This is a genomic window from Brachybacterium sp. SYSU DS0246, from assembly GCF_059391765.1.
The window spans coordinates 73,020-93,551 of record NZ_JBZXYT010000005.1 but is presented as its reverse complement, the minus strand read 5'-3'; the positions used below and the strand labels follow the sequence as shown (position 1 = coordinate 93,551).

The 20,532-nt window shown below is 71.5% G+C and carries 20 protein-coding genes and 1 tRNA gene; 16 read left to right on the top strand and 5 right to left on the bottom strand.

Annotation, left to right across the window (positions count from 1 at the left end; translation table 11 throughout):
* Positions 1-124: 124 nt before the first annotated feature.
* From AC5020_RS03965 to AC5020_RS03940, 6 genes are all read left to right on the top strand, one after another.
* The gene (locus AC5020_RS03965) at positions 125-955 is read left to right on the top strand and encodes a DUF2306 domain-containing protein (RefSeq protein ID WP_464987309.1); all 831 of its coding nucleotides are present in this window, start codon (positions 125-127) and stop codon (positions 953-955) included.
* A 5-nt stretch (positions 956-960) separates the two neighbouring features.
* On the top strand, positions 961-2,307 hold the full coding sequence (locus AC5020_RS03960; RefSeq protein ID WP_377018404.1) for a sensor histidine kinase: 1,347 nt from the start codon (positions 961-963) through the stop codon (positions 2,305-2,307).
* A complete protein-coding gene (locus AC5020_RS03955; protein WP_377018403.1) occupies positions 2,304-3,020 on the top strand; it encodes a response regulator in 717 nt (238 codons plus the stop codon). The genes AC5020_RS03960 and AC5020_RS03955 overlap by 4 nt, the downstream gene beginning before the upstream one ends.
* Before the next feature lie 152 nt (positions 3,021-3,172).
* Positions 3,173-4,105, top strand: a complete 933-nt coding sequence (locus AC5020_RS03950) for an ABC transporter substrate-binding protein (RefSeq protein ID WP_464987308.1) — start codon at positions 3,173-3,175, stop codon at positions 4,103-4,105.
* Positions 4,102-5,085, top strand: a complete 984-nt coding sequence (locus AC5020_RS03945; protein WP_377018401.1) for an amino acid ABC transporter permease — start codon at positions 4,102-4,104, stop codon at positions 5,083-5,085. Before AC5020_RS03950 ends, AC5020_RS03945 begins: the two co-directional genes overlap by 4 nt.
* A complete protein-coding gene (locus AC5020_RS03940; RefSeq protein WP_377018400.1) occupies positions 5,085-5,942 on the top strand; it encodes an amino acid ABC transporter ATP-binding protein in 858 nt (285 codons plus the stop codon). Before AC5020_RS03945 ends, AC5020_RS03940 begins: the two co-directional genes overlap by 1 nt.
* 195 nt (positions 5,943-6,137) lie before the next feature.
* Here the strand turns inward: AC5020_RS03940 and AC5020_RS03935 are convergent, their stop codons facing one another.
* Entirely contained in the window at positions 6,138-6,443 is a 306-nt protein-coding gene (locus AC5020_RS03935; RefSeq protein ID WP_377793182.1) for an endonuclease domain-containing protein, read from the bottom strand.
* A gap of 981 nt (positions 6,444-7,424) precedes the next feature.
* On the bottom strand, positions 7,425-9,689 hold the full coding sequence (locus tag AC5020_RS03930; protein WP_464987306.1) for an HAD-IB family hydrolase: 2,265 nt from the start codon (positions 9,687-9,689) through the stop codon (positions 7,425-7,427).
* 161 nt (positions 9,690-9,850) lie between these two features.
* Here AC5020_RS03930 and AC5020_RS03925 point away from each other — a divergent pair, with 161 nt between their 5' ends.
* From AC5020_RS03925 to AC5020_RS03895, 7 genes are all read left to right on the top strand, one after another.
* Positions 9,851-10,627 (top strand): SDR family NAD(P)-dependent oxidoreductase, encoded by a 777-nt coding sequence (locus tag AC5020_RS03925; protein ID WP_377793180.1) that lies wholly within the window; start codon positions 9,851-9,853, stop codon positions 10,625-10,627.
* A 3-nt stretch (positions 10,628-10,630) separates the two neighbouring features.
* The gene (locus AC5020_RS03920) at positions 10,631-11,536 is read left to right on the top strand and encodes a lysophospholipid acyltransferase family protein (protein WP_464987305.1); all 906 of its coding nucleotides are present in this window, start codon (positions 10,631-10,633) and stop codon (positions 11,534-11,536) included.
* The gene (locus AC5020_RS03915; protein ID WP_464987304.1) at positions 11,533-13,239 is read left to right on the top strand and encodes an FAD-binding oxidoreductase; all 1,707 of its coding nucleotides are present in this window, start codon (positions 11,533-11,535) and stop codon (positions 13,237-13,239) included. The genes AC5020_RS03920 and AC5020_RS03915 overlap by 4 nt, the downstream gene beginning before the upstream one ends.
* A gap of 2 nt (positions 13,240-13,241) precedes the next feature.
* Positions 13,242-13,865, top strand: coding sequence for a histidine phosphatase family protein (locus tag AC5020_RS03910; protein ID WP_464987303.1), 624 nt, complete (start codon positions 13,242-13,244; stop codon positions 13,863-13,865).
* Complete coding sequence (locus tag AC5020_RS03905) at positions 13,862-14,278, top strand: hypothetical protein (protein WP_464987302.1); 417 nt, start codon at positions 13,862-13,864, stop codon at positions 14,276-14,278. Before AC5020_RS03910 ends, AC5020_RS03905 begins: the two co-directional genes overlap by 4 nt.
* Positions 14,279-14,526: 248 nt before the next feature.
* A complete protein-coding gene (locus AC5020_RS03900) occupies positions 14,527-15,291 on the top strand; it encodes a ThuA domain-containing protein (protein WP_377018392.1) in 765 nt (254 codons plus the stop codon).
* On the top strand, positions 15,281-16,498 hold the full coding sequence (locus AC5020_RS03895) for a Gfo/Idh/MocA family protein (protein WP_464987301.1): 1,218 nt from the start codon (positions 15,281-15,283) through the stop codon (positions 16,496-16,498). The genes AC5020_RS03900 and AC5020_RS03895 overlap by 11 nt, the downstream gene beginning before the upstream one ends.
* 143 nt (positions 16,499-16,641) lie before the next feature.
* On the opposite strand, the gene AC5020_RS03890 is transcribed toward AC5020_RS03895, so the two are convergent.
* From AC5020_RS03890 to AC5020_RS03880, 3 genes are all read right to left on the bottom strand, one after another.
* Positions 16,642-16,714 (bottom strand) — tRNA-Arg (locus tag AC5020_RS03890).
* Between the two features lie 109 nt (positions 16,715-16,823).
* The gene (locus AC5020_RS03885) at positions 16,824-17,747 is read right to left on the bottom strand and encodes an LppM family (lipo)protein (protein WP_377018388.1); all 924 of its coding nucleotides are present in this window, start codon (positions 17,745-17,747) and stop codon (positions 16,824-16,826) included.
* Positions 17,748-17,908: 161 nt separating this feature from the next.
* Complete coding sequence (locus AC5020_RS03880) at positions 17,909-18,559, bottom strand: cell division protein CrgA (RefSeq protein WP_464987300.1); 651 nt, start codon at positions 18,557-18,559, stop codon at positions 17,909-17,911.
* 115 nt (positions 18,560-18,674) lie between these two features.
* Between AC5020_RS03880 and AC5020_RS03875 the strand changes: the two genes are divergently transcribed.
* Genes AC5020_RS03875 through AC5020_RS03865 form a run of 3 tightly spaced genes read left to right on the top strand, consistent with a single transcriptional unit; the run spans position 18,675 to position 20,526 of the window.
* Positions 18,675-19,481, top strand: a complete 807-nt coding sequence (locus AC5020_RS03875) for a DUF881 domain-containing protein (RefSeq protein ID WP_464987299.1) — start codon at positions 18,675-18,677, stop codon at positions 19,479-19,481.
* Positions 19,481-20,332: a class E sortase gene (locus tag AC5020_RS03870; protein WP_464987298.1), complete on the top strand. Its 852-nt coding sequence runs from the start codon at positions 19,481-19,483 to the stop codon at positions 20,330-20,332. Before AC5020_RS03875 ends, AC5020_RS03870 begins: the two co-directional genes overlap by 1 nt.
* Positions 20,332-20,526, top strand: a complete 195-nt coding sequence (locus AC5020_RS03865; RefSeq protein WP_377018384.1) for a hypothetical protein — start codon at positions 20,332-20,334, stop codon at positions 20,524-20,526. Before AC5020_RS03870 ends, AC5020_RS03865 begins: the two co-directional genes overlap by 1 nt.
* The last annotated feature ends 6 nt before the right edge of the window (positions 20,527-20,532 follow it).

Genomic DNA, 20,532 nt, shown 5'->3' with positions numbered 1-20,532 from the left:
CACCGCACCGCGCACCGGCCCCTCCTCGGCCTGCGGCCCCGGATGCACGAGCAGCGTCGGTTCTCGTCGAAGTTCGGCCACATGGCCGAAGCGGGCAGGGCCCGTGCCGGGGGAGCGTGGCCGCATGGACACCACGCCGCCCCTGCCCGACGCGACTCCTGCCGACGCAACGCCCACGGCCGACCCGATCCCCACGCCCGCTGCCCGCACGTCCCGCGATGGGCCCCGAAAGTCCAGGCGGCCGCGGATCCCGCGCCGTGAGTGGCTGCTCGGCGCCGGCCTCGCCCTGCTCGCGGCCATCCCCTCCATCGCCGGCGCCGTGAAGCTCGAAGGCCTGGCCACCGGCGTGCCTGCGACTCCCGAGACGGCGCGCTTCGTCGAGATGCCCACGCCCGTCGCGATCCACATCGTCGCGGCCATCGTCTATTCGTACGTCGGCATCGGCCAGTTCCTGCCCACCGTGCGCCGCCGCAACCTCGGCCTCCATCGCGCGATGGGCCGGTATGTCCTGGTCCCGGCCGGATTCGCCGTCGCGCTGACGGGCCTGTGGATGAACGTGGCCTATGAGTTCCCGGCGATCGACGGTGTGGGTCTGCTGATCTCCCGCTACGTGGTGGGGATCGGCATGGCCGTGGCTCTGGTGCTCGCGCTGGTCGCGATCGGCCGACGGGACGTTCCGACCCACGCGGCCTGGATGATCCGCGCCTACGCCCTCGCCCTCGGCGCCGGCACCCAGGTGCTGACCTCCGCCCCGCCGATGATCCTGTTCGGCCCGCCCGACGAGCTCGGCCGGCTGCTGCAGATGGACGCCGGGTGGCTGATCAACATCGTGGTCGCCGAGCTCGTGATCGCCCGCTGGATCCGCCCGCGCCGCCGACCCTCGACGACCTCCGGCCGTCTCACGAAGACGTCCCGCCGTGCCGGCACGGCCCGCCCCAAAGCCGCGCAGGCGTGAGCGCGATGCCCCCGTCCGTGCCCTCGACATCGGCGTCATCGGCCGCGGATCCGCCGGGTCCGGGCGTCTCGAGCGCGGGCTTCTCGAATCCGAACTCCACAGGCCCGGCCCCGTCACCGAGTCGCGCTCTCCCGCCCTGGGCGGACGGGCTGGTCACGACACCCGCCGCCGGTCCCCGACCCCGCGACGCCCTGCTGCTGATCCCCTTTACTCTCATCGCCCTGGCCGAGGGCATGCTGCGCACAGACCTCCCTCTGCCCGCGCTCACCACGGCCGCGGCGATCGCCATGATCGCCGGACTGCCGTGGCGTCGCCGCCATCCGCTGCTGGTGCTGACCTGGATCACCCTGCTCGGCGCTGTACTGGGCATCGTGCAGGCCGCGTCCGGGCACGTCGCGGTCGGTATGGGAGCGATGGTCGTGCTGCTCACCGTGCCGTACGCACTGTTCCGTCACGGAACTGCTCGCATGCGCGTCGTCGGCGGGACACTGCTGGCCGCCGGCCAGGCGCTGACCCTGCTGCAGAGCCGCGCCGCGCTCGCCGACGTCGTCGTGGGGATTGCCGTGCTCGGCGCCACCGCGCTGAGCGGTGCGCTGGTGCGCGAGCGCGTCCAGGCCCGCGCCCGAGAGATCGAGATGGCGCGATCGCGGGAGCGTGAGGCCCTCGCGCGGGACCTGCACGACACCGTCGCCCACCACGTCACCACGATCGCCATCCGCGCCCAGGTCGCCTCCGCCATGCCGGAGGACCGCAACCAGGTCGCCGAATCCCTCGCCGTCATCGAACGCGAGGCGCAGAACGTGCTCGCCGAGACCCGCGCCCTGGTTCGCGCGCTCCGGGAGCCGACGGGTGGTTCCGGGGCCACGGGGAGCCCGGCCGCCGGGGCTGCCGCCTCCGATCCCATGCCCGCCGACGTCGACCTGCCCGAGACGGAGCTGGCCCCCGCCGCCGGCCTCGCCCAGCTCGAGGCGCTCGCCGATCCCGGCCCGCCGCAGGTCACCGTGCGGATCACCGGCACCGACCAGCTCGCGGGCGAGATGCCGCAGATCGTGCAGTCGACCCTGTTCCGCATCGCCCAGGAGGGCGTGACCAACGCCCGGCGCCACGCCCGCGGCGCCCGCGCGATCGACGTGAGAGTGAGCGTCCGCGACGCCCGCACAGTGCTGGAGGTGCGGGACGACGGCCCCCGGGACGTGGCCCCGCACCGGGCCGACGGATCCGGTGGCGGTCACGGTCTGCTGGGGATGACCGAGCGCGTCACCCTGCTCGGCGGCACCCTCGAGGCCGGCCCCGTCCCCGACGGCGGATGGCTGCTGCGCGCCCAGGTCCCGTCCACTCCGGAGGCGGCATGACCAGTCCTGATGACGCGTCAGGAGCCGACGCACCGAGTCCGGCCGGCTCGCCCCGCCCGCTGACAGTCCTGATCGCCGACGACCAGGAGCCGGTACGCACCGGGCTGCGCCTGCTGCTGGGCACCCGGCCCGGCATCGACGTGATCGGGGAGGCGGCCGACGGGATCGAGGCTGTGACCATGGCCCAGCAGCTGCGCCCGGACGTGTGCCTGGTGGACATCCGCATGCCCGGGCTCAACGGCATCGAGGTGACCAGGAAGCTCTCCGGGCCCGCCGTCTCCGACCCGCTCGCCATCGTCGTGATCACCACGTTCGACCTCGACGAATACGTCCACGGCGCCCTGCGCGCCGGGGCACGCGGATTCCTGCTCAAGGACGCCGGCCCCGAACTGCTGGGCGAGGCGGTGCGGGCCGCCGCGGCCGGGGACGCCCTGATCGCGCCGAAGATCACCGCCCGGATGCTGGGGGAGTTCTCCCGTCGGCCCGTCGCCCCACCCCGCGCCCCGACCGACCCGCTCTCCCCGCGCGAGGAGGAAGTCCTCGCCCTGCTCGCCGCCGGCCGCACCAACACCGAGATCGGCGCCCAGATGCACCTGTCCCTGGGGACCGTGAAGACCCACATCGGCGGGATCCTCACCAAGCTCGGCGTGCGCAACCGGGTCGAGGCCGCGATGTGGGCGCACGAGACCGGGCGCGTGCGTGCCGAGGACTGATCATCCGCGCGACGGGGCACGGGCACGGGGCACGGGGCACGGGGCGCGGGCACGGGGTCCGGGGCAGGGGCGCGAGCCGCGCCCGCATGCCGCATCGGTGAGCCATGCGACAACGATTGGTTTTCATGCAGTGGCATGAATAGTATTCACGGGTGACTTCCACCCGTCCCCGTCGGCGCAGCCTGCTGCATGCCGCGCCGCTCGCACTCGCCGTCGGCGCCCTGACCCCTGCGCTGGCCTCCTGCACCCGCGCCTCCGAGCGCCTGGACGCCGAAGCGAACGCGGTGCCCGAGGTGGGCCTCTCGGAGATCACCGAGGTCCCGGAGCTCGCCGAGCTGGTCCCGGCCGACATCCGCGAGCGCGGCGAACTGATCAACGGCGCCGCCCTCAACTACGCGCCCGGCGAGTTCGTCGGCTCCACCGGCGAGGCCGTCGGCTACGACATCGACATCCTCGCCGCGATCGGCAAGGTGCTGGGCCTGGCCACACGTACCGAGGCCGCGGTGTTCGCACAGATCATCCCCGCCGTCGGCTCGAGCTACGACGTGGGTATCTCCAGCTTCACGATCAACGAGGAGCGCCTGGCGACGGTCACCATGGTCTCCTACTTCCAGGCGGGGATCTCCTACGCGGTCAAGGCCGGCAACCCCTTCGACATCCACCCCGACGACCTCTGCGGCAAGCGGGTCGCGGTGCAGGTCGGCACGTATCAGGAAGAACTCTCGAACGAGCGCTCCCAGCAGTGCCGGGAGGCGGGGGAGCGTGGCTACGACCTGCTGGCCTACGCCTCCAACTCCGACGCCGCGACCAACGTCGCCGGCGGCAAGGGCGACATCCTCATGGCCGACTCCCCGGTGACCGCCTACGCCATCGCCCGTTCCCGCGGGAACCTCGAGGCGATCGGCGAGATCGAGGAATCCGCCCTGAACGGCATCGTCGTCTCCCCGGACCAGCCCGAGCTGGCCGAGGCGATCCGCGCCGCCGTCCAGCACCTCATCGACTCCGGCCACATGCAGCGCATCCTCGCCGCATGGGGCAACGAATCCGGCATGATCCCGACCGCGGAAGTGAACCCCCAGCCGTGACCAGCACCGAGACCGCCCCCACGCCCGCGCCCGCCGGCCCGGACGGCTTCACCCCGATCCGTGCCAAGGCCGCCCCGCGCCCGGGCACCTGGATCTCCGCGATCATCGTCGCCCTGCTGGCCCTGGGTCTGCTCACCTTCCTGGTGCGCAACCCGGTGCTGGAATGGGGCACCGTCGCCACGTACCTCTTCGACATCAAGGTCGTCCAGGGCGTCGGCTGGACGCTGCTGCTGACGGTGCTGTCGATGGTCCTCGGCACGATCGTCGCCCTGCTGGCCGCGGTGATGCGCCGCAGCGACAATCCGGTCCTGCGTGGCGTCTCCTGGGTCTACATCTTCGTCTTCCGCGGCATCCCGGTGTACACCCAGCTGGTGTTCTGGGGCCTGTTCACCGTGATCGTGCCCAAGATCGCCGTCGGCGTGCCCTTCGGGCCGGAGCTGCTGAGCTTCTCCACCCGTGACCTGCTGACCGCGTTCTGGATGGCGGTGATCGGCCTGGGCCTGAACGAGGGCGCCTACCTCGCCGAGATCATCCGATCCGGCCTGAACAGCGTCGACCGCGGCCAGAGCGAGGCCTCCAAGGCGCTGGGCATGAGCAACGGGACGATCCTGCGGCGCATCATCGTGCCCCAGGCCATGCGGGTGATCGTCCCGCCGCTGGGCAACGAGACCATCGGCATGCTCAAGACCACCTCGCTGGTGCTCGCCGTGCCGTTCACGCTGGATCTGACCTTCGCCACCAACGGCATCGCCAACAAGCTGTTCACCCCGATCCCGCTGCTGATCGTCGCAGCTCTGTGGTACCTGGCGATCACCAGTGTGCTCATGGTCGGCCAGTACTACCTCGAGAAGTACTTCGGTCGCGGCTTCGACGACCGCACCCCGGCCGCTCCTCGCCGCGGTTCGACCGCCTCGCGCCAGGCGGCGGTCAACCGCGCCGGCACCACCCCGCACGACCCGCTCCCGGAGGTGGAGCTGTGATGACCCAGAACCCCGCTGCTTCCGGCTCCCCGGAGCCCGCACCGTCGGACCCCGCCGCCCCGTCCCACCCCACCGGCGCGCCGGACGCCCCGCCGGTGATCGAGGTCGAGGGCCTGCACAAGGCCTTCGGCGACCTCCACGTCCTCAAGGACTGCGACCTCACGGTGCGCTCCGGTGAGGTCGCGGTGCTCGTCGGCCCGTCGGGCTCCGGCAAGTCCACGCTGCTGCGCTGCCTGAACCAGCTCGAGGACGCCACCGCCGGCACCGTGCGCATCGAGGGCGAGCTGCAGGGCTACGCCGAGCAGCCGCTGCCCGACGGCAGGCTGCAGAGGCTCTCGCCCAAGCAGATCGCCGCCCAGCGCTCCCGCATCGGCATGGTCTTCCAGCGCTTCCACCTCTTCCCGCACCTCACCGCGCTGGGCAACGTCATGGAGGCACCCGTGCAGGTGCGCGGCGTGTCCAAGGCCGAGGCGGAGAAGAAGGCGCGCGAGCTGCTGGCCCGGGTGGGGCTGGCCGACCGGGCCGACCACTACCCCTCCGAGCTCTCCGGCGGCCAGCAGCAGCGCGTCGCGATCGCGCGCGCCCTGGCCATGGACCCCGAGCTGATGCTCTTCGACGAGCCCACCAGCGCCCTGGATCCCGAACTGGTCTCCGAGGTGCTCGCCGTGCTCAAGGATCTGGCGGCCGACGGGATGACCATGGTCGTCGTGACCCACGAGATGGGCTTCGCCCGTGAAGTGGCAGACCAGGTCGTGTTCATGGACGAGGGCCGCATCATCGAGCGCGGCACCCCCGAGCAGGTCATCGACCATCCCCGCTCCGAGCGACTGCAGGGATTCCTCGCCTCGGTGCTCTGAGCCGTTCCGCGCAGCAATCAGCCGCGGCACTGCAGCTGCGCCCCGCCGCTCGGCAACTCTTGCATTCCGCCGCTCCGCAACTTTCACCCGCCGCTCCGCAACTTTGTGGACGCCAGCGCCGAGTCACCGCACTCAGAGGGGTCGAGGATGCGCAGACGTCCAACTAGTTGCGGCCTGCCCCGCAGCCGTCCCGGTTCAGGTCAGCTGAGCAACCTTGCGTCGCCCCAGTGGACCCACCTGCTCGATGGTTTCCAGGAGAGCCTTCAGCGTGTGCTCCCACGTCCGCCAGGTCTGGGCGTAGCTGAGGCGGATCAGCTGCAGACCGTGCCGCCGCACCGCGAGGTCTCGCTGCCGGTCCGCCTCGAAGGCTTCGGGGGAGCTGTGATGGGCGCGTCCGTCGATCTCCAGGAACACCCCGGCGACGTAGGCGTCGACGTATCCCGCGCCCTCGACGAAGACCTGCTGCTCGACATGGAACCCACGCCGTCGGAGAGCTCGCACCACACGGGTCTCCGAGCCCGAGTCGCTCGCGGTGGAGATTCTTCCGACGCGCGAACGAGGCCGGGTGGGCAGCTCGTCGAGGAGCCCCTGCACCGCGGCCGGCTCCTGCAGCCTGCGTTCGATCGCTGACTCCAGGAGGATCGCTGCCGATTCGCCGTCCAGGCAACGGACGACGTGCTGGAGAGCAAGAGGGAGGGATGCGACCGGGTCCGGCTCGGGCCACGCGCGAAGCCCGGCACTGTGATCGACAGCCCACGGCGGGCACGCGACGCATCGCCGGTTCCGGTACACGTGGAGTCGGCGGGCGTCGGCGCCCGCTCGGTGAGGCGTCCACAGGCCGTGCATCTCCACCGCGTCGAGACAGGTCAGGCGGTAGCCCGCGGAGAGCGCGCGAACCAGCCGGGACTCTGCGTCGGGGTGTGCGTACCACCCGGGGGCTATGCGCTGGAGGGACGTGTTACCCGCTCTCGCGCGCAGCTGGGAGCTGGAGAACCCCGCATCCAACAGCTGCCGACGGCTGATCACCGAGGTGCTTCGCGGAGGAAGGCGAAGGGTTCCGCGCACCTGACCGCGAGGCCGACCGGGCGGGTGCGCACCGGCGGGGACGACGAGGTCGCTGGCCGTGTGCATGGGCCGAGCCTGCCCGGGGACGGCCGGGTGTCGCCATCACGGACTCCTGGCAGGGGATGGCGGATCGATGGGGAGGAACCGTCCAGGGCGCAGACCCGCCACGAGGGTCGGGGGAGTCGGCGCCTGGTTCCACACGGGCGGGGCCGGCGCAACTTCCTGGACGCCGGCGCCGAGTCACGCGGCCTCAGCTCGTCCAGCTCGCGCTGGCGTCCATAAAGTTGCGCGTCCCCACGGGCCGCGGCACTCACCCGGCACTCATTCAGTACTCACCCGGCACCCACCCGGCACCCCCGGCACCCACCCGGCCCGGGCCTGGTGAGGCGGGGCCCTGTGCCGGCCGGTGGGCGCGGCTCACCACTCCAGGATCTGCCACCGCTTCTTCTTTGCCACGGTGTACAGCCCCAGGTCGGGCGAGATGGCGGTGGGGGTGCCCATCAGGTCCAGCCAGGCCGCGTCGGCGTGGGAGTCGCCGTAGCCGTAGGAGGCGGACAGGTCCGCGTCGTGGGAGGCGGCGTACTTGCGCAGCCAGTTCCCGCGGGCCTCGTCCACCAGCGGGGGAGTGGCCAGGAAGCCGGTCATGACCCCGGCGGCGTCCTCGTCCATGTGGGTGGCGACGACCTCGTCGAACAGGTCCGCCAGCGGCTCGACCAGCACGTCCAGCGCGCCGCTGACCAGCACGGTGCGGTGCCCGGCAGCCCGGTGGCGCTCGATCACCTCGAGGGCCTCGGAGCGGATCGAGGCACGGATGCGCCGGCCGGCCTCGCCCCGCATGAGCTCGCGCAGCTCGTCGGCGCGGTAGCCCTTGTAGCGGCGGTTGACCAGGCGGATCAGCTCGGAGCGGTCGCGCTGCTCGGCGCGCAGGTAGCCCGGCACGGCGGCCAGCAGGCCACCGATCTCGGCGGGCCACACCCGGCGCGGGCGCGTCGCCCGGACCACGGCGAAGTACTGCTGGACGATGTTGGTGGCCAGCACGGTGCCGTCGAGATCGAACACGGCGAGCGCGTTCGGGTTCTGCGTCAGCTCCGGCGTGGGGCGGGAGGCCCGCTTGCGCTGGGCGGACTTCGCCCGGGAGTACGCCTTGGTCAGCTCGGTGACCGCCGGCAGGTGCTGCTGCTGGAAGTATTCGCGCCAGGAGATCTCCGTGACGTCGAAGTCGTGCTCGGCGAGGAACTCCGCCGGGAGCTCCTCCCGCAGCGCACGGGTGTTGGCGTCGTCGAAGACCATCTCGGTCTTGGTGTACTGCCGGTACAGCTCGATGTACTTGCGCAGCATGGTCAGCCCGGAGGTGGCCTTGTGCAGGTCGGAGGTCCACTGCCGGGTGCGCTTGGTCGCGGGCAGGTAGGCGACCGCGGTGGCTCCGGCCTTGGCGACGATCTCCTTGGCCCGGAAGCGCTGCTCGACCATCTCGACCGCCGGGAAGTTCCACTCCGGGATCTGGACGGGCTGGCCGTTGTCGTCCTCCAGCGGGTGCTCGAGGAAGTACTCCCGCACCGCGCTGACCATCTCGTGGAAGGCCAGCGGATTGGTCGCGCCGGAGACCACCTGGAAGTAGGCGTCATCGCCGCGGCGGGAGACGTCCTGGGTGGCCAGCGCGACGATCACGTTGACCACGAAGTCGACGGGGATGATGTCCAGGACGGAGTCGGCCAGGCCCGGGAACTCCGGCAGCGAGCCGCGGCCGTAGGCCATGATCAGCGGGTCGGCGACCTTGTAGCCGTCGATCCAGCCGGGGTAGGGCCGACGCATCGCGGATTCGATGATCGAGGGGCGCACGAAGGAGACGCGGTGGCCGGCGTCGGCCCACAGCTCCTCGGCGACCTGCTCGGCCATGGCCTTGGTGAAGGTGTAGATGTCGGTCCAGCCCACGGACTGGGCGCGGGTGCGGCCGAAGTCGATCAGGCGCTGATCGACCCAGTCGCGGCGGGCCTCCTCGGTGGCGGAGGCGACGGCCTTGGGGCCCATCCTCCCGTCGCGCAGCTTCGCGGTGCGCATCTGGGAGCGCAGCGTCTCGGGCCGGCGCGACTCCGCCTCGACCCGGGAGCGTGCCTCGATGGCGGCCTGGTACTCATCGCGCCAGTTCACGTCGGCCCCGAGCCGGCCCTCCTGGCGCAGCCCCTTGGAGATTCCGCCGACGTAGGCGGTCGAGACGTGGATGACGTGCGGGTCCTGTCCCGACTCCAGCAGTGCCTCGTAGAGGTTGCGGGCGCCGCCGACGTTGGTGCGGAAGGCCTCGTCGATCGGCGGGTCGAAGGAGACGGAGGAGGCCGAGTGGATGACGACGTCCAGCGGCTCCTCGATCACGGGCATGTCGGTCAGGTCACCCTCGAGCACGCCGACGCGCGCGTCGAAGACGGCCTTGGCCTCGTCCTTGCCGATCTTCTCGACCCATGAGGCGAACACGGGCTTGCGCAGCAGCTGCTCGAGGCGCTTGCGCCCGTCGACCGAGCCCTTGGGGCGGATCACGGCGGTCACGTGCGTGTCCTGGGTGGTCTCGAGCAGCGAGCGCAGCACCGCCTGCCCCAGGAAGCCGGTCACGCCGGTCAGCAGGATCCGTCGGCCCCCGCTGGTGGATCCGCCGGAGGCGGACTGGTCGGCGGGCGTGGTGCTGTTCGACATGGATTCCCTTTGTGGACGGGTACGGCAGGAGCTGACGAGGAGCCGGGGAGCGAGAACGGAGGTGGAGGGCGGATCCGGGCGGCGGCTCACGCGCCTCGGGGTCGCCTCGCGAGGGGTCGTCCCAGCGCTGGTCAGGGCGGCGCTAGTGTATCGTAGCCGCCATGCATAGGGCCCTGATCACCGGCGGCACCGCGGGCATCGGGGCCGCTTTCGCCAGAGCATTCGCCACTCGTGGAGCCTCGCTCGTGCTGGTCGCACGGGATGCCGAGCGGCTCGACGAGGCCGCCCAGAAGCTGCGCGATGACTATGGGGTCGAGGTCGAGACGCTGGTCGCCGATCTCGCCGACCGCGAGGCGCAGCAGCGTGTCGCGGACCGTCTGGAGACCGGCACCGATCCGGTCGACGTGCTCGTGAACAACGCGGGCTTCTCGGTGCGGGCGAGCCTGCTCGATGAGGACCTCACGCCCCACGACCTCGGCTTCGAGGTGATGATCCGCGCGGTCCTCAAGCTCGGCGGCGCCGCAGGACGCGGCATGCGCGAGCGCGGCCAGGGCTGGATCATCAATGTCTCCTCCGTCAGCGGCCTGGTCACGCAGAACAACTACTCCGCGATCAAAGCCTGGGTGAGTAACTACTCCGAGTCCCTCGGCGTGCAGCTGGCCGGCACCGGTGTGCAGGTGACCGCGCTGATGCCGGGCTGGGTGCGCACCGAGTTCCACTCCCGCGCCGGCATCAAGGGCTCCTCGATCCCCGGGGTGCTGTGGCTCAGCGCCGATCGCCTGGTCGAGGACTGCCTGCGCGACGTCGCCCGCGGCAAGCCCGTGTCCGTGCCCAGCAAGCGCTGGAAGCTGATCGCCGGCATCCTGCGCACCACGCCGCGCGGTGTCGTCGCCCGGCTCAGCGCCGTGCTCAGCCACCGCCGCAGCCGGGAGCGCTGACGTATGACCCCCACGACCTCCGCCGGCGGCCCGGCCGACGACGAACCCACTGCCGCCACGCCCGAGCCCGGCACGCCCGGTCCCGGCAAGCCCACCCCGAAGGCGGCCGACGGGGCCTCTCGCTCCCAGCGCCTGCTGCACTCCCTCTCGGCCCGCTCCCGCGGCCAGGGCTGGGAGAAGCCCGAAGGGGACCTGGCCAAGTACCGCTCGCGCTGGCGCGCCGGCATCCGCTTCGTCCTCCAGCGCATCTTCTTCCGCAGCGTGGTCGGGGCGAACCTCACCACCACCGCTGTCGTCCACCGCCGGGTGCGCACCGTGCGCGGACCGTTCGTCCTGGTCGCCAACCACTCCAGCCACATCGACGCCCCGATGCTCGCCGCCGGCCTGCCCTGGGCGCAGGCGAGGTTCCTGTCCACCGGGGTCGCCGCGGACTACTTCTTCACCGTCTGGTACCGCCGCTGGTTCGTGCGCTGGATGTTCAACGCCTTCCCGATCGATCGCGGCGGCAGCCGGAAGTACTCCGGCTACTCCCGGCGCCTGCTGCGCTCCGGGGTGCCGATCCTGGTCTTCCCCGAGGGTAGCCGGCAGAAGACCGGCAGGATGGGCGAGTTCAAACCGGGTGGGGCGGCGCTCGCGATCGGCGTCGGCGTCCCGGTGATCCCCGCCGCAATCATCGGCGCCTATGAGGCGATGCCCAAGGGCCGCAGCTGGCCGAAGAAGGGCCGCCCGCCGGTGGCCGTCGTCTTCGGCGAGCCGATGATCTCCCACGAGGACGAGTCCGCCGTCGAGTTCTCGGCCCGCATCCGCGCCTGCGTCAAAGACCTGTACGACCAGCACTACGACGACGTCCTGGGCAACGCTGCCGGCGAGGCCGGCGGCACCGCCCCGGACGAGGAGGAACCCGCATGAGCGCACCCCTGAGCGCCCGCGAGGTCAAGCGCCACAAGTGGTGGGGCTGGGGCCTGGACGACGTCACCTTCAACTGGCGCAACAAACCAGGGTTCGCTCCGCTGGCGAAGGAGAAGATCGGCCTGGACCTGCTCTCCAAGCCGGATCCCGTCGCCCCCGATCTCTCCGAGCACCAGGTGCCCGCCTCCCGCCTGGGCGCCGCCCAGCGCGACGGCCTGGCGGCGATCGTCGGCCCCGAGAACCTGCTGGACGATGACGAGTTCCGGGTCCTGCACTCCTTCGGCCGCTCCCTGCCCGACCTCTTCCGTGCGCGGGCCGGGGACTTCACCCGCCTCGTCGACGCCGTGGTCTACCCCGGCAGCGAGGAGGAGATCGCCGCGATCCTGCGCCTGGTGATCGAGCACGACCTGGTGCTGATCCCCTACGGCGGCGGCTCGTGCATCTCCGGCTCCCTCACGCCCGACGAGGCGGAGCAGCGCCCCATCCTCACCATGAACCTCGGCCGGCTGCGCGAGGTCGTCGAGATCGACGACACCTCGGGCCTGGCCCGAGTCCAGGCCGGCGCCTACGGGCCCGACCTCGAGGAGCAGCTGAACGAGCTGGGCTGGACCATGGGTCACTTCCCGGACTCCTTCACCTACTCCACCGTCGGCGGCTGGGCGGCGACCCGCTCCTCGGGCATGCAGTCCGACCGCTACGGCGACATCGAGCAGATGGTGCGCGGGCTGCGCATGGTCCACCCCGACGGCGTGGCCGTGACCAAGGCGATCCCCGGCCGCGACGCCGGGCCCAGCGTGCACGAGATGATCCTGGGCAGCGAGGGCCGCCTGGGCGTCATCTCCGAGTGCACCGTCCAGGTCCACCGCACCGCCCCGGTGCGGCAGGTGATCGCCTACATGTACCCCGACTGGGAGCACGGCATCCGCGGCATGCACGCGATCGCGCGCTCAGAGGTCAAGCCCACCTTCACCCGTCTCTCCGATGGCCCCGAGACCCGCTTCAGCCTGGCCCTGGTCAAGGAACCCACCTCCACCAAGAGCAAGCTGATGGGCAAGGCCCAGGACGGGCTGTTCGCCTTCCTGCGCTCCAAGGGCTGGGACACCACCGAGGGGATGTGCATCTCCTACGTCTGCTTCGAGGGCACCAAGGAGCGCGTCGAGCGCGAGAAGGCGATGGTCAAGAAGATCGTCTCCCGCAACGGCGGCATCACCCTCGGCGCCGGGCCCGGCGCGGTCTACGACCAGAAGAAGTTCGACACCCCCTACCTGCGCGACTTCCTGCTGAACTACCAGGTCTTCGGCGACGTGTGCGAGACCGGCGCCAGCTGGTCGAACCTCAACGAGGTCCACGCCACCGTCTACGACGCCTTCCACGGGGTGCGACAGGCGGCCGACGGGCCCGGCTTCATGTTCTGCCACATGTCGCACAGCTACCACGGCGGCGCCTGCCTCTACTTCACCTTCGCCTTCCCCTACGCCAGCGACGAGACCGCGCTGGCGGAGTACTACGACGCCAAGAACGCCGTCCAGCAGGCGTTCGTGGACCTCGGCTCCGGCGTCTCCCACCACCACGGCGTGGGCACCGAGCACCAGCCCTGGATGGTCCAGGACATCGGCGAGGTCGGCGCCCGCATGGTCCGCGGCCTGTTCGCGGACAACGACCCCGGCCGCAACCTCAACCCCGGCAAGGTCCTCGCCCCCTGACCATGAGCGACATCTGGGTGCTGCGGCACGGCGAGTCCACGGCCAATGTCGAGGGGCTGATCGTCTCCGCGCCCGGCCCCAGGGCACTGGTCGAGGTGGGGCTCACCGAGCTCGGCCGGGAGCAGGCCCGCCGCGCCGCGGCCGATGCCGCCGCCCACGGGCTCGGGCCCGCCACGAACGTGGTCTCCAGCGACTTCGCCCGGGCCCGCGAGACCGCCGAGGAGTTCGCCGCCGGGATCGGGGCGGCGGCGCCCCGGCTGGATCAGCGCCTGCGTGAGCGCAGCTTCGGGACGCACGACGAGGGGCCGGTCAGCTCCTACGACCAGGTGTGGGCCGTGGATCGCGGCCGCGGGGAGCACGAGCACGAGGTCGAGCCGGTCCGCGCGGTCGCCGAGCGGGTCGATGCGGTGCTGCGCGATGCGGACCGGTGGGCCGCCGAGGCCCCCGTGGTGCTGGTCGCCCACGGCGACGTCCTCCAGATCGCCCTCGCCCTCGGCAGTGCCGAGGATCCCCACGACCACCGCGACGTCCCCCACCTCGGCAACGCCGAGCTGCGCCGCATCGGCCCGGCCCGGCTCGCGGACGCGTCCGGGGCCCGCAGCGCGCTCCGCCCCGGGACCCCATGAAGACGCCGTCGGGCAGGAACCCAGCCGAGACGGGCCCCTCGGACCAGGTCGTCTACGTCGTCCGCGGAGACCACGACGACACGCGCGAGAGCGTCGAGAGGTTCTTCCGTGAGCACGGCTGGAGCCCGCGCGAACGCGGACCCGGCCGGGTCGACTACGAGCGCGGCAGCCGCCGGCGGACCATCCTGCTCGGCGCCCTGGCAGGCCGGAGGTTCTTCCTCACCGCCCAGATCGAGTTCCGCGAGCGCGACCACACCACCGATGTGCGCTACCGGTGGGGCGCCGGGGCCGGTCTCGCGCTCGGCGGCACCGTCGGCCGCGATCGTGCGGCCCGCGCGCACCGGGAGACGGCCGCCGCGCTGGAGAAGCATCTGGAGGCCGACGGCCGGCTGGTGAGCACGCGCGAGATCTGAGGCGGATCTGGGCCGAACGAAGAAGAGGCTCCCTCGCCATTGAGGGAACCTGCGTCGACCATAGTCGGCTTCCGGTGAGTAACAGGTCACATCCGGGTCACGGTTGTCTGCACGTATGGACGCCGGGACGGCGCGCGGTATCCCTTCCGGCGAGTCGCGGACAGGACTGCGTCGGCGCCGGGCCGCGTGCCTACGATGGATCGGCCGCCCGCACGGGTGCGGCCACAGCCAGACAACAAGGGACTGACATGACACTGCGCATCGCCGTCTTCGGCGAGAACCGGCACGAGAAGGTCGATCCGAAGGTTCAGGAGATCTACCCGGAGGGTATGCACACCGTCATCGCCGACGGCCTGCGCGAGCACCTCGCGGCCGACGGCGTCGAGGCAGAGGTGCGCATCGCCCTGCTCGACGATATCGAGGACTCCCTCTCCGAGGAGGCCCTGGCCGAGACCGACGTTCTCACCTGGTGGGGCCACATGGCCCACGGCGACGTCCCCGACGAGGTCGCCGCCCGGGTGGCGCGCCGCGTGCACGAGGGCATGGGTCTGATCCCGCTGCACTCGGCGCACTACTCCAAGCCCTTCAAGCTGCTCATGGGCACCACCTGCAACCTGCTGTGGCGCAACGAGGCTGAGGAGGAGCGGGTCTGGACCGTGAGCGGCTCCCACCCCATCGCCCGCGGCGTCCCGCACCCGATCCTGGTGCCCGAGCAGGAGACCTACGGCGAGATGTTCGACATCCCCGCGCCCGATGAGCTGGTCTTCGTCTCCTCCTTCACCGGGGGCGAGGTGTTCCGCTCGGGCTGCGTGTTCCGCCGCGGCAAGGGCAAGGTCTTCTACTTCAGCCCCGGCGACCAGGAGTACCCCGTCTACTTCCAGCGCGACATCCAGCGCGTGCTGGCCAACGCCGTGACCTGGGCCCGCCCCGAGCATCACGACCAGGCTCCGGTGAAGATCGCCAACGCGCCGCGCGACTGGTTCCGCGGCGAGGAGGTCACCCATGTCATCTGACGTCCTCAGCGTCCCCGGCACGGACACCTCGGCGGCTCCCGTCCTCGACCCCGAGCTGACCGGCTTCCCACGGCTCCCGGCCGACCGCCCCGCCCGCGTGGTCGTGGTCGGCGCAGGCGGCATGGGCAGCTGGTGGGCCCGCGAGATCGTCGCCAGCGACGTCGCCGAGCTGGTCGGCGTGGCGGATCTCGTCGAGGGCGCCCCGCAGCGCGTCATCGAGCAGTCCGGCATCGCCGATCCGTCGGCGGTGAGCACCGGGGCCGACGGGACCGATCTGGCCCTGGAGGTCGGTGCGGACCTGATCGTGAACCCGACCGTCCCGGTCGCGCATCATCCCGTGACCGTCAAGGCGCTGCACGCCGGGATCCCCGTCCTCGGCGAGAAGCCGGTCACCGAGACTCTTCCCGAGGCCCTCAGCCTGCTCGCCCACGCCGAGCTGACCGGGGTGCCGTTCATGGTCTCCCAGTCCCGGCGGTTCTTCCGTCAGGTCCGGCAGCTGCGCAGCTTCGTCGCCGCCCACGGGCCGACGGTTCTGACCAGCGCCTTCTTCTCCCTGTTCACGGAGATGGAGGGATATCGGCGCACCCAGCTGCATCCGCTGCTGCGGGACATGGGCATCCACGCCTTCGACACCGCCCGCTACATCATGGACGCGGACCCGGTCGCGGTCACCGCCCGGGGCGCGCAGCCGGAGTGGAGCGTGTACTCCCACGACGCCACCGTGACGGCGACGTTCGAGATGTCCGACGGCTCCCTGTTCGTCTACAACGGCACCTGGAACGCCCGGGGCCTGCCGACGTACTGGAACAGCGAGTGGCGGATCGGGGCACAGCTCGGCTCGGCCACCTGGGACGGCAAGGGAGCGCCGGTGCTGGGGACCGACGACGAGGAGGCCACCGCACGCCTGCAGGCCGAGGTCGACTCGGAGACGGGGGAGGAGCCGGACCAGATCGCGGCCTCCCTGATCGAGTTCGTCAGCGCACTGCAGGAGGGCCGCACCCCGATGTGCGAGGTCCACGAGAACCTGCTGAGCTTCGCCATGGTGGAGGCGGCCGTCGCCTCCGTCGACCGGGGCGAGCGGGTCGAGATCGACGACCTGCTCGAACTGGCCCGCACCGACGCGATCGCCGCGGAGACCCATCTCGAGGCCCGGGACCTGATGCAGTCCTGGGGCTCGGTGCGCGAGGTGCTCGCCGCCGCACGCTGAGGTCCCTCCCGCGAGCTCCCGGAGCCCGGCCGGTCACGTGGTGGCGGCCGGGCTCCGGCGCGTCCGGGCCCGCCCAGGACGCCCGCCCATGCGAAACGGCCCTGATCAGCGAATTCTCGCCGGTCAGGGCCGTTTTCCTGAAGTGCGCCCGGAGGGATTCGAACCCCCAACCTTCTGATCCGTAGTCAGATGCTCTATCCGTTAAGCTACGGGCGCCTGCCGGTGAAACCGACCTGGTCGAGTCTAGTACCCCGGCCAGATCGGCGCCAATCGTGCGCCCATGAGCCTGCTCACACGGTGCACGGCCGGCCCGGCCGCCGGGCGATCACCAGCTCGGAGCCTGCGGCGGCTGCGGAGGCCGGTTGTCGCCCTGCGGGTTCTGCGGATCGCTTCCCGGGTAGCCATAGCCCTGGTTCGGCTGGCCCCACTGCTGACCCTGGCCGCCCTGCGGAGGCGCGGGCGGCGGCGAGGCCTGGCCCCACGGCTGGCCCTGGCCGCCCTGCGGAGCTGCTGCGGGCGCCTGGGATCCCGGGCCGCCGAAGGCCGCCGGAACGCTCGCACCACCGGATCCGCCACCCTTCTTGCGCCGCGACCGGATCACGAAGAAGGCCACAGCGGCGAGCACGAGCAGCAGGAGGAAGCCCAGCACGAGCGCGATGACGATGACGATCCACCAGGGGAACCCGCCGGCTTCCGCCGTGATGTCCACGCCCTCGGAGAACTCGCTGACGTCCGTGTAGGTGACGGTGTTGCCGTCGATCGTGCCGCCGCGGGACTCGAGCACCTTGCCCGGGAAGGCGAAGGTGGCCCGGAAGTCGAATTCGTTGATCTGGTCGCCGTAGGCGAACTCGAGATCCTCCTGGCTGAGGGACTCACCGTCGGTCCCCAGGTCCATCGTGAGGTGGAACTGGCCGTCCTCCTCGGTCAGCTCCATGCCCTCGGCGAACTGTGCGCGCTCCAGGACGCCCGAGGCGCGGCAGCCCCAGTACCCGTCCTCTTCGTACGGAGTGACCTCGGCCTGGCCGAAGGTGGCTTCGCCCTCCTGCTGCGAGTCGCTGCACATCTCCTCGGCGCTGGCGTACTCGCCTTCGATGAGCTCCGATTCGATCCCGAAGTCGACGGACACGTTCATCGTGTCGACGTCCTGGATCTCGTAGTCGGCGTGCAGACGCCCGCATCCGGCGAGGAGCAGGACGAACGGCAGGACGAAGACGGCGATCAGTCGGCGCCGCGCCGAGATGGTGTTCATGGTTCCCCCGTCGGATCATGGGCCCCAGCTGCCTATCGGCCCCTGGAGGTGGTCGGTCGAGGTCAGACTACCCGGGCGCGACCCGCCGCGCGGTGGGGAGAACTCCCCATCGCGCGCGGGTCCGGCGGAGCTCTGTCCGGCGGAGCTCTGTCCGGCGGAGCCTATTTCCAGAACATCAGCATGCCGCCGCCGACGAGCATCACGCCGAAGCCGGCCGCGAGGTTCCAGTCGCCGATCGGCAGCGGCAGCTGGCCGCTGGAGAGGTAGTACGTGACCAGGTAGAGCAGGCCCAGGATCAGGAACACCACCGCGGCGGGCGCCAGCCACGGGGGATTCGGCGCCTCCGCGGCGACCCGGCGCCGCGTGGTGCGAGCGGTCTCCGCCGCCGCGGCCTTCTTCGCCGACGGAGTGCGCGTGGCGTCCTTCGCCTTCTCGGTGACCTCGCTGCCCGCGCTCGTGCTCTTGCCGCCGGAGCGCTTGCCCTTCGTCGCCACCGGATCCTTCGCCCCCGCGGCGCGTGAGCGCTTCACGGGGTCCTTGCCGCTGGCGCTCTCGGAGGCCGTGGCCTCCGAGGCATCGTCTGCGTCTGCGTCTGCGTCTACGTCTGTCTCGGCGTGGTCTGCGCCGCTGCCGGCAGCGCTGTCGCCGTCGGCCGCGTCGGACGTGGCCGTGCCGTCGGCCTCGGCCGCATCCGTCCCGCTGCCGTCGGAGCCGAGCTCGTCGAGGTCGTCCGTCTCGGGCGCGACGGGCGTGTCCCCAGCTTTCGCCTTCGACGTCGCGCGCGCGGACGACTTCTTCCTGCTCCTGGCCATGAAACGGTGCTCCCTCGAGGCGGCCGATCGCGCGGCGGTGCCGCACGGGCCCGCGGACGCGGACCTTGGCCTAGGGTAATGGTCGTCGACTGAGGGCGCGAAGCGAGGAGTGACCATGGCGGAAGATCCCGCGAGCCGCGCTGACGGCGCCGACACCGTCGAGTCGGCCGAGCATCCCACTCCCGTCCCCGGCCCCGCCGGGCCTGCGGCCCCGTCGTCGCGTCGGGTCCGGGGCCGGATCGGGGTCGTGGCCGTGATGATCCTGTGCGGTCTCCTGTTCGCCACCACCGGCCGGCTGGCCGGCGGCAGCTCACTGCGTGACGAGAGCGGCGACGTCGCCGGGGTGCTGCAGGAGCGCGGGCGGACGATCGAGGAGCTCACCGAGGACGCGGAGGCCAAGCGCGCGGAGATCGAGGAGCTGACGCAGGAGGGCGGGAACGCCGCGGCCGACGAGCGCACCACGGAGGTCTCCGACGCCGTCGGGCTCAGCGAGGTCAGCGGGCCCGCCCTGCGAATCACCCTGACCGACGCGCCCAACAGCGCGCTGGGCTCCGTCCCGGACGTCGAGCCCGATGATCTCGTGGTCCACCAGCAGGACATGGAGTCCTACATCAACGCGCTCTGGGCCGGCGGCGCGGAGGCGATGATGCTGCAGGATCAGCGTGTGATCAACGGCAGTGCCTTCCGCTGCGCCGGCAACACGCTGCTGCTGGAAGGCCGCGTCTACTCCCCGCCCTTCGTGATCACCGTCATCGGCCCCACCGAGGAGATGCTCGCAGCGCTCGACGAGTCGCAGGGGGTTTCGGTGTACCGTGAATGGGTGGACTACGTGGGTCTGGGGGAGCGCATCGAGACGCTGGACTCACAGACCCTGCCCGCCTTCTCGGGGTCCCTCACGCTCGACGTCGCGCAGGCCGCGTGATGGCCCGACGATCCCGGCACCGCGCGCGGCCGCAGCAGCGCGGCTCGGGCGTCGTCGGCGGCGTGATCGGTGTCCTGGGGGAGTTGCTGCTGACGGCGGGCGTGCTGCTGCTGCTGTTCCTGGTGTGGCAGCTGTGGTGGACCGACGTCATGGCCGATCGGGAGCAGTCCGGCATCATCGCCGGTCTCGACTCCGAGTGGGGTCAGGTCGACCAGGAGCGCATCGCCCCCGCCCAGGAGGGCCCGCCCCCGGTGCCCGAGATCCCCGGCGAGAACATGGTGTGGGGAACCATGCACGTGCCCGCCTTCGATCGCGAGCGCTTCCCGCTGGCCGAGGGCGTGAGCCTCGAGGACGTCCTCAACGTCAAGGGCGTGGGCCACTATCCACAGACCGCACTGCCCGGCCAGGTCGGGAACTTCTCCGTGGCCGGGCACCGCAACACCTACGGCCGGCCGTTCGAGGACATCGCCCGGCTCGAGGCGGGCGATCCGATCGTCGTCGAGACCGCCGAGGCGTTCTACGTCTACGAGGTCACCGAGTCGCTGATCGTGATGCCCCAGGACGTCGAGGTGATCGCCCCGAACCCGGCGGATCCCGAGGCCGAGCCCACCGAGCGGATGCTGACCCTGACGGCCTGCCACCCGATGTACTCGGCGCGCGAGCGCTACATCGTCCACGCCGAGTTCGCGTACTGGACCGACCGCGCCGACGGGATCCCGGAGGCCCTCGCCGCGCAGGGCGGGGCGTCCGACGGGGCCGGCGCTGCGGAGAGAGCGACCGACGGGAGTGACGAGGAGGACGCGACCGCGGCGGCCGTCACCCTCCCCGTGGCGCGCGAGGAGGAGAGCTGATGTACGCCTGGCTGTTCCGGCACCTGCCCGGCCCGCGGTGGGCGCGCATCGTGATCACCGTGCTGCTGCTGGCTGCGATCGTGGTGGCCCTGTTCGGGTGGGTCTTCCCCGCGATCGCGCCCTACGTGCCGCTGAACGACGGCCTCGTCGGATCCCGCGGAGCCCCCGGCCAGACCGGTGCGCCGGCCGTCTGACCCGTG

Excerpts from the sequence above, each read along its gene's own strand:
- AC5020_RS03915 (WP_464987304.1), top strand. The coding sequence starts at position 11,533 with ATGAGCGCACCCCTGAGCGCCCGCGAGGTCAAGCGCCACAAGTGGTGG.
- AC5020_RS03920 (WP_464987305.1), top strand. The coding sequence starts at position 10,631 with ATGACCCCCACGACCTCCGCCGGCGGCCCGGCCGACGACGAACCCACT.
- AC5020_RS03940 (WP_377018400.1), top strand. The coding sequence starts at position 5,085 with ATGACCCAGAACCCCGCTGCTTCCGGCTCCCCGGAGCCCGCACCGTCG.
- AC5020_RS03865 (WP_377018384.1), top strand. The coding sequence starts at position 20,332 with ATGTACGCCTGGCTGTTCCGGCACCTGCCCGGCCCGCGGTGGGCGCGC.
- AC5020_RS03900 (WP_377018392.1), top strand. The coding sequence starts at position 14,527 with ATGACACTGCGCATCGCCGTCTTCGGCGAGAACCGGCACGAGAAGGTC.
- AC5020_RS03875 (WP_464987299.1), top strand. The coding sequence starts at position 18,675 with ATGGCGGAAGATCCCGCGAGCCGCGCTGACGGCGCCGACACCGTCGAG.
- AC5020_RS03925 (WP_377793180.1), top strand. The coding sequence starts at position 9,851 with ATGCATAGGGCCCTGATCACCGGCGGCACCGCGGGCATCGGGGCCGCT.
- AC5020_RS03930 (WP_464987306.1), bottom strand. The coding sequence starts at position 9,689 with ATGTCGAACAGCACCACGCCCGCCGACCAGTCCGCCTCCGGCGGATCC.
- AC5020_RS03910 (WP_464987303.1), top strand. The coding sequence starts at position 13,242 with ATGAGCGACATCTGGGTGCTGCGGCACGGCGAGTCCACGGCCAATGTC.
- AC5020_RS03965 (WP_464987309.1), top strand. The coding sequence starts at position 125 with ATGGACACCACGCCGCCCCTGCCCGACGCGACTCCTGCCGACGCAACG.
- AC5020_RS03960 (WP_377018404.1), top strand. The coding sequence starts at position 961 with ATGCCCCCGTCCGTGCCCTCGACATCGGCGTCATCGGCCGCGGATCCG.
- AC5020_RS03895 (WP_464987301.1), top strand. The coding sequence starts at position 15,281 with ATGTCATCTGACGTCCTCAGCGTCCCCGGCACGGACACCTCGGCGGCT.
- AC5020_RS03885 (WP_377018388.1), bottom strand. The coding sequence starts at position 17,747 with ATGAACACCATCTCGGCGCGGCGCCGACTGATCGCCGTCTTCGTCCTG.
- AC5020_RS03880 (WP_464987300.1), bottom strand. The coding sequence starts at position 18,559 with ATGGCCAGGAGCAGGAAGAAGTCGTCCGCGCGCGCGACGTCGAAGGCG.
- AC5020_RS03905 (WP_464987302.1), top strand. The coding sequence starts at position 13,862 with ATGAAGACGCCGTCGGGCAGGAACCCAGCCGAGACGGGCCCCTCGGAC.
- AC5020_RS03955 (WP_377018403.1), top strand. The coding sequence starts at position 2,304 with ATGACCAGTCCTGATGACGCGTCAGGAGCCGACGCACCGAGTCCGGCC.
- AC5020_RS03870 (WP_464987298.1), top strand. The coding sequence starts at position 19,481 with ATGGCCCGACGATCCCGGCACCGCGCGCGGCCGCAGCAGCGCGGCTCG.